The 13067-nt window shown below is 50.3% G+C and carries 12 protein-coding genes; 11 read left to right on the forward strand and 1 reads right to left on the reverse strand.

From position 1 onward, the window contains the following. The gene (locus ACKPCD_RS06130; protein WP_321434368.1) at positions 1-633 is read right to left on the reverse strand and encodes a PepSY domain-containing protein; all 633 of its coding nucleotides are present in this window, start codon (positions 631-633) and stop codon (positions 1-3) included. Positions 634-1349: 716 nt separating this feature from the next. On the opposite strand from ACKPCD_RS06130, the gene ACKPCD_RS06135 reads away from it, so the two are divergent. The 11 genes from ACKPCD_RS06135 (at position 1350) to ACKPCD_RS06185 (ending at position 12812) form a co-directional block, all read left to right on the forward strand. Further along, the gene (locus ACKPCD_RS06135; RefSeq protein ID WP_321434369.1) at positions 1350-2021 is read left to right on the forward strand and encodes a VanZ family protein; all 672 of its coding nucleotides are present in this window, start codon (positions 1350-1352) and stop codon (positions 2019-2021) included. Between the two features lie 447 nt (positions 2022-2468). Then, a complete protein-coding gene (locus ACKPCD_RS06140; RefSeq protein ID WP_321434370.1) occupies positions 2469-3530 on the forward strand; it encodes a ParB N-terminal domain-containing protein in 1062 nt (353 codons plus the stop codon). A 52-nt stretch (positions 3531-3582) separates the two neighbouring features. Beyond that, a complete protein-coding gene (locus ACKPCD_RS06145; protein ID WP_321434371.1) occupies positions 3583-4257 on the forward strand; it encodes a sugar transferase in 675 nt (224 codons plus the stop codon). Then, entirely contained in the window at positions 4244-5395 is a 1152-nt protein-coding gene (locus ACKPCD_RS06150; protein ID WP_321434372.1) for a hypothetical protein, read from the forward strand. Before ACKPCD_RS06145 ends, ACKPCD_RS06150 begins: the two co-directional genes overlap by 14 nt. Beyond that, entirely contained in the window at positions 5392-6456 is a 1065-nt protein-coding gene (locus tag ACKPCD_RS06155; RefSeq protein WP_321434373.1) for a GNAT family N-acetyltransferase, read from the forward strand. Before ACKPCD_RS06150 ends, ACKPCD_RS06155 begins: the two co-directional genes overlap by 4 nt. 33 nt (positions 6457-6489) lie before the next feature. Then, positions 6490-7209: a LicD family protein gene (locus ACKPCD_RS06160; protein WP_321434374.1), complete on the forward strand. Its 720-nt coding sequence runs from the start codon at positions 6490-6492 to the stop codon at positions 7207-7209. Between the two features lie 48 nt (positions 7210-7257). After that, positions 7258-7998 (forward strand): phosphocholine cytidylyltransferase family protein, encoded by a 741-nt coding sequence (locus ACKPCD_RS06165; RefSeq protein WP_321434375.1) that lies wholly within the window; start codon positions 7258-7260, stop codon positions 7996-7998. A 68-nt stretch (positions 7999-8066) separates the two neighbouring features. Continuing rightward, positions 8067-9314, forward strand: coding sequence for an O-antigen ligase family protein (locus ACKPCD_RS06170; protein WP_321434376.1), 1248 nt, complete (start codon positions 8067-8069; stop codon positions 9312-9314). After that, positions 9274-10401 (forward strand): glycosyltransferase family 4 protein, encoded by a 1128-nt coding sequence (locus tag ACKPCD_RS06175; protein WP_321434377.1) that lies wholly within the window; start codon positions 9274-9276, stop codon positions 10399-10401. The genes ACKPCD_RS06170 and ACKPCD_RS06175 overlap by 41 nt, the downstream gene beginning before the upstream one ends. A gap of 42 nt (positions 10402-10443) precedes the next feature. After that, on the forward strand, positions 10444-11259 hold the full coding sequence (locus ACKPCD_RS06180) for a glycosyltransferase family 2 protein (RefSeq protein WP_321434378.1): 816 nt from the start codon (positions 10444-10446) through the stop codon (positions 11257-11259). A 23-nt stretch (positions 11260-11282) separates the two neighbouring features. After that, entirely contained in the window at positions 11283-12812 is a 1530-nt protein-coding gene (locus ACKPCD_RS06185; protein WP_321434379.1) for a lipopolysaccharide biosynthesis protein, read from the forward strand. Positions 12813-13067: the final 255 nt, after the last annotated feature.

Genomic DNA, 13067 nt, shown 5'->3' on the forward strand with positions numbered 1-13067 from the left:
TTAGCCATCGACTCCCAAAACTTCACCAGTCTCAGCGTGAATCTTCACTTCGGCATCGTGTCCTTGGAACTCGACTTCATAAATAGGAGCATTTCCGTGATCATCATTATTGTCCAGTTTCCAGCCTTCAAACGCTGAAGCATCGGTGTTGATGCGTTCCTGGGCGATCCGAATAGCCTCGGCAGGAGTGATCAGGTTATCGAAGGATAGATAGCCATCGTCATCATGATCGTTATTTTCCCTATCTTCCTTCAGGATTTCTTCGGTCTCGGCATCAATACGAAGCTCGTGTTCGATCTGTCCGACGACACCTTTGATTTCATAAGTATAGTCACCGAAATCTTTGTCGAAGTCTACTTCTTTGATCTGGGAATCCGGATATTTTTCCATGAAAATTGCGACGGCACGGTCCAAGGATACGCTGCTGTAGCCTGCTTCGGCCGGCAATGCATCATCGGTTGCGACCGCAGTACTACTTGTGTTCGCCGGATCCATCGTCTCGGTACTGGCTTCCTGCGCCATTGAGGAACTGGTGCTTGAGACCTCATCAGTGGTGTTCGCGTTATCCCCGCACCCAGCGAGCGTCAAAACCGCCACGCCGGATAAGGCGATATACTTCCAATTCTGCATCATTTAACATCATCCTTTCTTATACAAGGATAAGGCAAACAACATTTTGGGTCAAACAAAACGGCCTTCGTAGAAGGAGCGAAAGCAAGTATGCTAGGCCGGAGGAGCCGGCCACTAAATGGCAGCGTACCTCCGGCGAAGCCGTGCATCCCCGGAGGTAATACTGAGAAGAGATGCACCAACTTCGGTGAGGAAGTCTTCCCCGGAGGACAGCAAAAGAAGACCCCACTAACTCCTGCGACCTCGCCGCTCGCAGGAGGAGCGAAAGGAAGTATGTTGGGCCAGAGGAGCCGGCCACTAAGGGCAGGTTACCTCCGGCGAAGCCGTGCGTCCCCGGAGGTAATACTGGGAAGAGATGCACCAACTCCTGTAAGGAAGGCTTCATCGGAAGACAGCGAATGAAGACCGCGTCAACTCCTGCGACCCCGCCGCTCGCAGGAGGAGTGAAAGCACGTATGTTTGGCCGGAGGAGCCGGCCACTAAGGGCAGGTTACCTCCGGCGAAGCCGTGCATCCCCGGAGGTAATACTGAGAAGAGATGCACCAACTTCGGTGAGGAAGACGTCGCCGGAGGAAAGCCAAAGAAGCCAACGCCAACTCCGGCGACCCTACCGTTCACCGGAGCAGCAAGCAAAATCTTCAGCCTACAGACTACAACGCACCTCAACTATCTGATATACTGAAAGGAACATTCAGTCGGAAGGAAAGGAGGCGCTGCCGATGAAAAGAGAGCGACGTAATTATGATTGGCTACCGGTAATCGCATGGATGATTGTTATTTTTATGCTGTCGGCTCAACCGGCAGATCAGTCCATTATTTTGAGCGGAAGCGTGACACGCTTTTTGGCGAACGGACTCAATCAGCTTGCTGCGTTCATCGAACATTTCACGCGTGCGCAGGGAACGGTCGTGTTTTTGGTAGGCATTCTGGTGCTGATCCATCTACTCGAAACACAAAAGGACGAACCGGAACTTTTCGGCATCAAGAAACGCTGGATCATCGGTGGAACCGCCATTTTTTTGGTGCTTGCAATCAGTTTGTTCCTGTTCGTCGATTTCGTGCAGGACACCAGTTTTTCCTACGCAGGCAGATTGATCCGGAAATCCGCCCACTTCATCGCTTATCTGATCCTCGGTTTCCTGGTTTCGCATGCGATGCAGAACGAAATTTCGAATGCATCCTCCTGGAAACGATGGGGCGTCAGCCTCCTGTTCTGTGTGGTATATGCAATCAGTGACGAGTTCCATCAAATTTTCGTGCCTGGCCGTGGACCGCTGGTGAAGGACGTTTTTATCGATGGTTCAGGTGCAGCGCTCGGTATCATTCTGTATGTCGTGGCCAAGCAACTATGGCGCCGCTGGAAGAAGGCTAGCCTAAAAACACCGGATTGATCGTGTTTTTAGGCTATTTTGATAGAGTTTTTTCCCTAAAGACCGGTTCGTTAGCGGCGCTAAAGTTTGGGCTAAATCCATAAGGGCACGATTGTGTGGTTTGTAATTTTCGAAAATTATCATGCGTTCAAGTAGTTCCACGTTTCAAACCTGGCTGATTTATGATAGAATGCAAATAGATAAACCAACACGTATCCTCATATAAATTTAATGTGATAATATATTTATTATCCAAACTATCTTCTCATCCACCCGGCTCTTTGCCGGAACTTGCTGCACCAATTTTTCCCCCACCACGTAGACTTTCATTTCACACACATCATGTGAACCATCCAAAAACTATCATTTCTCGATTTTTTTATCCTTACTTATCGTTCATCTGAAAATAAAATATCCGATTCCAAACGCTTTTTTGCTGTGCTTGTATTGAAAAGCAGAGGTGTTTTTATGAAAATCCGCCACGAGTTGACGCCTTATTTTTGTGAGACTTATGGGATTGATCGGGACAAAGATTATCCTGTCGAATGGGTTGATTCGCGAACCTTGCTCGTGAGCGAACGGCTGGATTTGGTAGCGAAGCTGAAGTACATCGAAGCCCGCGAAAACGGCCGGATAACCCCGTTCATCAGGGAATGCTACGTCAAACACATCGAGGCCTTTTCCTATGGGACGTTCAAAGAGAGCGGGAGCCCTGAAAAGGACACTATCGAAAAGTATTTCGCCTCATTCGATCAGCTGATCGATGCGATCAAAATGTCCGGTTTTGAGAAAGACAAGTCTGTCGTTCCGGTCGGGAAAGACAATGTGCTGCTGGACGGGGCACATCGTGTTTCGGCTGCGATATACTTCAACAAAAGAGTGCCGATCATTCGACTAGCTGAAGCAAAAGTCACGTACGATGCTGCATATTTCAGAAAACGCTTACTAGATAGGCAGTGTCTGGATTTTCTGGTTATCGAGTATGCCAAACTGAGGGAGACTGTTCAACTGGCTTACGTGTTTCCGGCAATCGGGCCGAAATTGTCTTATGCCCAGAAACTCCGGAAAGCTATCAATCAAGAGGGTAAACTTATCTATTCCATAAAAATAAATCCCCTGAAAACTTCAACAGGAGCATTCTCCTCAATCTTCGAAAATTCCACGCTCATAAAAAATCCTCCGAACAATCACAGCCCAAAATCATGCTCACTCTATCTTTTCGAAACTGTCGACAAGGCGCGTAGTGACGCAATCCAGGCCCATGCGCAGCAACTTTTCCAAAACAGCAAATACACACGCCATTTTGAAACAGATCCAAAAAAAGTCCGGCAACAGCTGATGCTTCTGTCTTCCGCTGGACCAAATGCCCAGTTTCCGGGCAACTGGATCATAGCCAAAAACAAACAAGTCTATAAATGGATGGTTTACAAACAAAGGATCTGGTTGCTTCGGAGCTTGAAGCGACTGGGCCTGTTCACGGCATTCCGGAAAATATATCGGGGGCTGCGAAGAAATACCTTATCCAAATGAAAAGCTCTGAGCCACCCATTCAGCTGATGACCATCTCTGGGGAGGAAGCCACATGAGTAAGAAAAAGCAGACACTTTACGAAACATACGGGAAACGTAGTGTGGATATCATCGGATCGGCAGCTGCATTGATAGCATTCAGTCCGATTTTGGCCGCAACCGCGATCATGGTTCGCCGCAAGCACGGCAAACCGATCCTGTTCACGCATGAACGACCGGGAAAAGACGGAAAAATCTTCAAAGTCTACAAGTTCCGGACGATGACCAATGCCCGCGATGCAGCAGGCAAGCTGTTGCCGGACGGTGATCGGCTGACGGCATTCGGCAAACAACTGCGCCGCACAAGTCTGGATGAACTGCCGGAATTGTTTAACGTGCTGAAGGGTGACATGTCGCTTGTCGGTCCGCGGCCGCTGGAAGTTTACTTCCTTCCTTACTATACGGAGGAAGAGAACCACCGCCATGATGTCAAGCCCGGCCTCACCGGTTTGGCTCAGATCAGCGGACGCAATGCGTTGTCTTGGGAGCAGAAGTTCCAGTACGACTTGGACTATATCCGGCACATCACTTTCCTGGGCGATCTGAAAATCCTGCTCGACACGGTGAAAACGGTGGTCGGACGGAAGGATGTCGTCGAGGAAGGCGGCGCGGTGCTGGTAGATTTCAACGAAGAACGCGCACGCAAATGGCAGGAGGAAGGGAGGAGCCAATCCCATGAAGTACACTGAAATCGGAAGCAATTTTTGGCTTGACCCCGACAGCTCCTACTCGGTCAGGCCGATCCCTGTCGAAGCCTTCAACTTGCCGGATGGCGATCTGACCTACACCTCCACCGGCCGAGGCGCCATTGCTTTGTGTCTGCGTCAGCTCGACTTGGCGGAGGACAGAAAAATAGCGCTGCTCCCAGCCTACACGTGTGATTCGGTCGTTTTACCTTTCGTGGAGAACGGTTATCGCGTGGCCTATTACGATCTCGAAAAGGATTTATCGGTGAATGCGCAAGCGTTCCTCGCTAAAATCAAAACGACAGATCCGACCGTCATTCTTGTGCATAACTATTTTGGCTTTGACACGCTCAGCCCGCTGAGAGCCGCTTTTGAAACTTTGCGCAGCCAAGGCATCATCCTGATCGAAGACCTGACACAGGTCCTCTTTTCGGCGATTCCGCGCGTGGAGGCCGACTTCTATGTGGCAAGTTTCCGCAAATGGATGCCGATTCCGGAAGGCGGTCTGGCACTCAAACGCGAAGGGTCTTTCAAAAATGTGCCGATCGAAACCGACGAACTTTTGGAAAAGGCCAAGCTCGACGGCTTGCATGCAAAATTCAGATACATCGTCAGAGGCGAGGGGCCGAAACAAGTCTTCTTGGATAAATGTCGGATTGCTGAGGAAATTCTGGAAACCCAAGGTGATCTCTACGCGATGGGTGATTTTTCCAAACAATTCTTGGGTGATTTTGATATCGCGGAATTAAAGCAAAGCCGCCGTGCGAATTACCAGTATTTGCTGGAATCTTTCAAAGACAGTCATCGCCTCGTACCGGTTTTTCCGGATTTACCGAAAGACATCGTGCCACTCTATTTGCCGCTCTACGCGCAGTCCGAAGAAAGCCGAAACCTGCTCCAGCTGCTGCTTCGGGAGCAGGCCATTTATGCGCCGATCGTCTGGCCCAATTTTGATGGCTTCAAAGGTCTGTCACTGAAAGGTATTGCGGAATCGGTCGCATGGATCTACACGCATACGCTCAGCCTGCCGCTGGATCAGCGTTACGGAGCAGAAGATATGGATGCCATTGCAGCCGTACTGAAAGATTTCGAAAAAAATGAAATGCTCTTCGATAACGTTGGAAAGGAGGCTTTGCCATGACGAAAGGGTCGGTCGTAACGCTTGCGGAAAGCGAAAAGTGGGATGAAATCGTCCGTTCCTTCGCTTCTTTTGATGTCTACTATCTTAGCGGCTATGCACGGGCTTTCCAGCTGCACGGGGATGGGGAGCCGCTGCTGTACTATTATGAAAAGGACAATCTTCGGGCCATGAATGTCGTCATGAAACGGGATCTGGCCGATGACCCGCACTTCAGCGGAACCTTCCAGCCCGGCACACACTTCGATCTGGCGACACCCTACGGATTCGGGGGCTTCATTCTGGAAGGCGATGTGACTGAGGAAAAGGTCCAGGAATTGGAGCTTGCCTACAGCCGCAGTTGCCGCCGGGCAGGCATCATTTCGGAATTCGTCCGTTGCCATCCGGTCCTGAAGAACCAGGAACAGCTTGCTGGCCTTTACAATGTGACCCGTTTCAACGATACGGTCGCGATGGATCTGGCTTCCAAAGAAGTCATCTGGGCGAACCTAACCCATCCGAACCGGACCAACATCAAAAAGGCCCGGAATTCTGGAATCGAAATCTTTTGTGGACGTTCGCCGGAACTGATCGGGGCATTCATGAACCTTTACAATGCCACGATGAATAAGGACCACGCCGGCGATTACTATTATTTCAAGCAGCCGGTCTTCGAGAGCATCCTCCGGGATTTGGCGCATCATGCGTTGTTCTTCTATGCGGTGTACGAAGGCAAAATCATCGCCATGACAATCGCTTTGTTCGCGAACGGTCAGTTGCACCTGCATTTGAGTGCCTCCGATAAGGAATGTCTGCATTTCTGTCCGAGCAATTTGCTTTATTACGAGGTCGCCTGTTGGGGAGCCGACAATGGTTATAGGACGCTGCATATGGGTGGCGGGGTCGGTGGACAGGCAGACGGGTTGCTGCATTTCAAGCAGTCATTCAACCGGCATGCGGATACGTCGTTCTGGATCGGGCACAAAATTTTTGATGAGGAACGCTACGAAGCGTGCTTGGATATCCGTAAGGCGGATCCGGCTTTCGATGCCGCAACCGGTTATTTTCCGGCCTACCGTGGCTGAGCCGATAGAGCCAAAAGAGAGGGAGTTGGGAACATGGGGAATCCGGTGATCAAGCAACAACTGTTGGGGATCCTGAAGGCGATCGATGCGATCTGCCTCAAGGAAGGGCTATCCTACATGATGACCTTCGGGACGCTGTTGGGAGCGGTCCGGGAGAAGGGTTTCATCGAATGGGATGATGATGCCGACCTGATGATGCTGCGCAAAGATTACAATGCCTTCGAAGCGCGCTGTCAAGGTCATTTGGCCGAACTGGGACTGCTCCTGGACCGTTCCGAGCGGGTGCCGAATGTGGCGTTGGTGGAAGATCCGAGCATCATGGTGGACCTCTGCATTCTCGATGCGCTGCCGAAAAAACCGTTGCACCGCAAATGGCAGAATTTCGAGCTGAAGCTGCTGCAGGGGATGATGAAAAAGGATGTCGACTATGCCCAATATGATTCCGTCGGCAAATTGTTGGTCTTCGGGACGAGCACGCTCGGCAAATTCATGACGGATGAAGCTAAGTTGAAGACCTACATGCGCATCAGCCAGCGGGCGAATGTCGGCGGGGCCGATGAGCTGTTCATGTCGAATGGGCTCTACCGCTTCATGGACATCCCCTTCAAGAAGGAGTTGGTGGCGGAAACGGTGCGGCTGCCGTTCGAGGACTTGGAACTGCTGGCGCCGGCGGGATGGGATCAAGTATTGCGGTTGTTCTTCGGGAATGATTATATGACGCCGAAACGGGAAAATTATTATGCGGAAATCTGAGATACGGCTATCTGAGTTTTGAAGGGACAGATGAAGGAGGAAAAGAAGATGAGAGTATTGATGCTAGCAGCAGGGAGAGGGACGCGGATCAGCAGGTACTTGTCGGGGAGGCATAAATCCACTGTCGATATCGGCGGCGAATATTTGATCAAGTACACAGTGGAACAGTTGAAAGCGAAAGGCATCACGGATATCGCCATCACGGTCGGCTACCAGAATCAGGAAATCCGGAAAATACTGGATGGACAGGGCGTCACTTTCTACTACAATCCATTTTTCGACGTCACCAACAGCATCGCTTCGGCTTGGTTCGCCCGCGACTTCATCGTCGATGACGAGGCGATCATGATCATGAATGCCGATGTCTTTTTGGAGCCGGACCTGATCGATGACATCATCGCTGAGGAACATAGTCCCATTCTGTTCGCGGATGAATCGCGCAAAGAAGAGGGCGATTATAAATTCTATTACGAAAACAATGTTTTGATGAAATACGGGAAAGAATTGCACGGTGACGATATCACCGGTGAATACGTCGGTGTCGCCAAAATCGGTACGGATTTCATCGGTATTTTTAAAGAGCAGATGGAGCATATGATCAATACCCAACAGCATGGCGTTTGGTGGGAAAACATTCTTTACTCATTGGTCAACAGTCACGATATCCTCATCAAAGAAGTGGAAGGCAAATTCTGGGCCGAGGTCGATTTCATCGAGGACTACGAGCGCATCCTGCGTTTCCGCGATTACCGCTTGAATTACAATATCGAGGTTATCCACTTGGATTAACCAGCAACAGGCCAATCGAACGGTAAAATGATCGGAAAAGCGGATCGCCAGTATAGGGAGGGATTTTTGTGCCGTTGCAGCATATTCTGTTTCTTTTGTTCCTCGCGACAAAGCCGTTCTACTTGTTCCCTTCCGGCGGGTTGCAGTTATCGGATTTGTTTTTCGTCGCTTCTTTTGTCTATTATGTTCTGATCGTCAAGAAAGGCGACAAGATCGAGATTGATAAGACGGATAAGCCACTGTTCCTGTTTGTGGCCTTTGTGTTCATTGTGAATACTGTCTATGCGACTTACTATGGGGAATCTGCTTTTGTCGTCTCTTCGTTGTACTATCTGTACAACTTGTTGATTGTCATCTTTTTCCGGATCTATGCCGAAGATCGGCGCTTCCTTTCGGCGGTCGCATCGGTCTGCCGTTTCAATATTTTTTTACAGTTGCTTATTTATGTGGCCGGAGCGGGTCGCTATTACACCGCCAATCGCTACATGGGTACCTTCAACGACCCGAACCAGATGGCTTTCTTCATCTATATCTCCTTGATGACGGCTTACCTTATTGCAAAACTGAATCATAAAGAATTGCACGTTCTCTATCATGCGGTTGCGATCGGTCTGATTTTCTGGACTTCATCAACAGGGATGCTGCTGGCACTTACCGTATTTTACGGAGTGTGGTTGTTGACAAAAATTTTCACCTTGTTGCGGCGCGTGCACAATGTCCGCTTCATCCTTTTTTGGACGGCTGCATTGATGGCTTTGTTGTTGCTCAGTCCAAAGTGGGATAATTTTAAGGAATCCCTATCCGAATCGCCGATCATCGAACGGGTAGAACAGAAATTGGGACGGATGGAGGCTTCGGACGGTCCGACAAATGTGCAGGATAGGGGGATCGAAAAAGTCATCCTCTATCCGGAGAAGACATTGTTCGGATCCGGTGAAGGCATGCACAACCGCTTCGATCGGGCGGTATCGGACAATGAAATCCATTCTACGCTTTTCAGTATTCTCTTCTATTACGGAACCGTGCCGACACTCTTGTTTCTGTATTGGGTAGGGCTGAATGTCCGGCGTCTGACGATCGCCAATCTGGCTGTGGTACTGTCATTGGCTGTGGAAAGCATTACGTTGTTGAACCAACGCCAACCCTTGTTCTGGATGCTGTTCGTGCTGTTGCAGGTGTTGGCTTTCCAGGAAAGTATGGAACGAGAAAAGAACGGAATAACTGTCGCAACGGATAACGACCGGCTGCTGGGAATCCGGGAAGGAGGCGAACAAATTGAACATACTCTACGTATCGACGATATCAGGAACCATTAACCTTTTCCTCGTACCGCACATTACGCGCTTGATCGATCAGGGACATACGGTTTCGGTCGCCTGCCGGGTAGACGATCCAATCCATCCCGTACTTCTTGCGAGCGGCGTGAAGGTCTATCCGATTGCATTCCAGCGTTCTCCTTTCGACAAACGCAATCTGGAGGCATGCAGGGCTTTGAACCGGTTGTTGGATGAAGGCCGGTTCGATTGGGTCCACACGCATACGCCGGTAGCATCTGCATTGGTGCGGCTGGCCTGCCGGGACAGGCAGAAGATGAAAGTCCTGTATACTGCGCATGGTTTTCATTTCTTCAAAGGGGCTTCGTTGAAAAATTGGCTGACCTACTATCCGGTTGAAAAAACTTTGTCGCGTTTCACTGACGTTCTGATAACGATGAACAGTGAAGATTATGCTTGTGCAGTCGAGCGCTTTTCAGCTGGCCGGGTCGTCAATGTGCACGGGGTAGGCGTCGATCTTGGGCGGTTTACGCTCCAGACGGAAAACGAAAAGCAACGTCTGCGCAGGGAATACGGCTTTAGCCCGGATGATTTCATTCTGGTTTATGCGGCGGCGCTGAACAACCGCAAACATCAGACAGTCCTGATCGAAGCGATGGCTGAACTGGTCAAGCTGATCCCGAAAATAAAACTGCTGCTGATCGGGAAAGGTCCGAATGAAGCGGGTTATCGTGCCTTGATCACGTTGCTGAAATTGGAAAACGAGGTCCATTTGATGGGCTACCGCAAGGATGTGCCGCAGCTGATGCAGCTGGCGGATGCAGCAGTCTCTTCTTCCAATCAGGAAGGCCTGCCGGTCAATGTCATGGAAGCAATGGCAATCGGCCTGCCGCTTGTCGTCAGTACTTGCCGCGGCAACCGGGACTTGGTCGAAGATGGCCGCAATGGCTATCTGGTTACGTTCGATGATCCAGAACTGTATGCGGAAAAGATCGCCATGCTTTATTACAATCCCCAAAAAAGAGTAAGCATGAAAAAGGAAAGTGTGGAAATGATCCAGAGCTATGCGGTCGAAAATGTGTTGCAGGAAATGGATAGAATCTATGCGGACTTGCTTCGCCAGGAATGACGCGGCAGGTCCTGTCAGCATCAGGAAAGGGGGATACCCGCAATGCCAAGGGTATCGGTCATCATGGGAGTCCACAACAGCGGTGCCAAAGTGGAGCGGGCAATCGTGTCGATTCTGGATCAAAGCTTCACTGATTTTGAGTTCATCATCTGCGATGACGGTTCCACCGATGATACCGGGTTGCGTCTGGCGTCATTGGCCGAAGACGATCCGCGCATCAAATTGCTGCGCCACAAATACAACCGCGGCTTGGCGCCTACGCTGAATGCGTGTCTGCGGGAGGCGAGTGGCGCGTACATCGCCCGGATGGACGATGATGATTGGTCGCATCCCGACCGCTTCGAAAAGCAGGTCGCGTTTCTGGATGCGCATCCGGAATATGCGATCGTCGGTACGAGCCGGAATGTCTTCGATAAGAACGGGATTTGGGGCACACGCGTCAGCTCAAGCGAACCGTCGAAGCTGCAGATTTTTCGCGGACGGACATTTCTGCATCCATCCGTCATGATGCGCCGTGCGGCTTTGCAGGAGGTCGGCGGATATACAACAGGGAAGCTGACGGAACGCGTCGAGGATTTCGATTTGTGGTGCAAACTCTACAGCAAAGGCTATGTCGGCTATAATCTGCCGGATGTCCTGATCGATTACTACGAAGCACGCGATTCCTACAAGAAACGCAAATACCGCTACCGCCTGAATGAATTCCGTCTGAAACGGCAATGGGCGCAGGTGTTGGGAATCCCTTTGCAACAGCAATTTTATGCCTATCGTCCACTCATCGTCGGGCTGTTTCCGGCTGCTTGGGTCCGCCGTTATCATGAACAGAAATACCGCAAACCTTCTGAACGAAACCAATAAGCGACGATTGTCGGGGTGATGGAATGTCTCGGACGAAAAATTCATTGAAAAACATCTCGGTTGCGATCGTGGGCGAAATCGTGGCCGTGCCTGTAGGCTTCATCGCCCGCATCATCTTTATCCGGATTCTTGGTGCGGAATATCTGGGTGTGAACGGGCTCTTTACCAGCATCCTGACGATGCTTTCGCTCGTCGAATTGGGCATCGGTCCAGCGATCATCTACAGTCTTTACAAGCCATTGGCCGAAAAAGATACCCCGAAGGTGAAGGCGCTGATGCAGCTTTATAAAAAAGCTTACTTTCTCATCGGCACTCTCGTTCTTTTGCTGGGTGTGCTCCTCATTCCCTTTCTGAATCTTTTTGTGATGGATACTCCGAACGTGCAGAACCTCGATCTGATTTTCTTCCTGTTTGTCCTCAACTCCGCTGTCTCCTACTTTTTTGCCTACAAGCGCAATCTGATCGTCGCCGACCAGCAGCGTTACATCGTGACCTTCTACCGATTCGGTTTTTTTTCCTTGGTGAACGTACTGCAAATCCTCTTTTTGTACCTGACCCGGAGCTACATCGATTTCCTGTTGTTGCGCATTTTGTGCACACTAATGGAAAATCTGTTCGTCGCGCGCAGTGCCGACAAGCGCTATCCGTTTTTGAAGGAGAAGACAAGCGAGAAGCTAGACCGTACGACCATTCAGGAAATCAAGAAGAATACGGCCGCAATGGTAACGCAAAAAATCGGTGAAATCGTGATCAATGCCACCGACAATATCGTCATTTCGATAAAGGTCGGGACGGTTTGGGTAGGCCTTTACTCCAATTATCTGCTGGTCATCAGCGCGCTGAATGGGATTCTGGGACAATTCTTCACCGCCATTACGGCGAGTGTCGGTAATTTGGGCGTCACCGAATCAAAGGAGCGGTTGCTGGAGGTGTTCGGTAAAATCCAATTCGCGACTTTCTGGATTTTCGGCTACAGCAGCATTTCCCTCTACTTCCTTTTCAATCCGTTCGTCAGATTGTGGGTAGGGGAGGACTATCTGTTGGCGATCGATACGGTACTGTTGTTGGCGATCCTTTACTATATCCAGGGCATGCGCCGCGCCGTTTTGACATTCCGGGAAGCCCTGGGACTTTATTGGTACGACCGCCATAAACCGATTATACAGTCGCTTGTCAATGTTCTCTTGTCGCTGGCTTGGGCGCCTGCGTACGGTATCGCCGGTGTGATCTTCGCGACGATCGTTTCCTTGATTGCGGTCTGTTTTGTTGTTGAGCCTTATTTTCTCTACAAAATCGGTTTTGCCGCGCCGCTCTGGACCTACTATACCGGTTATGCGCGCTACACAGTGATCACACTTGCGGCCGGCTACCTCACTGGTGCGGTCATCGCACAAATCGACGGAGTTGGACTTGCGGCTTTGGCTGCCAGCTTTGCGGTCTGCTTGGTGGTGCCGAATTTGGTGTTTTGGCTCTTGTTCCATCGGACGCAAGAGTTCCGGTATTTCAAGGGGGTTTTGGTCGGACTGGTGCATCGGAAACGGAGGCAGGACTGAGAGTGGGCTCGCTTTGCTCGCTCGAGAAGGCAAATTTTGATGAATGCGGGCGAAATAACCCGCCAAAAAGTGATTGGCGGGTTATTCCCTTGACGGATCGGATCACATTCCCCGCCAAAATTATTTTGGCGGGTTATTCCAATGGTAATGCCATCAAGAAAACCCGCCAAGACAGCCTTGGCGGGGAATTCGGGTCCACCGTGCGATAAGAAAACTATCAGCAACATAAAAAATACAAATTCCAGAACAAGTTAG

Origin of the sequence: Trichococcus flocculiformis (assembly GCF_963662535.1) — a bacterium.
In the GTDB taxonomy this organism is placed as follows: Bacteria; Bacillota; Bacilli; order Lactobacillales; family Aerococcaceae; genus Trichococcus; species Trichococcus flocculiformis.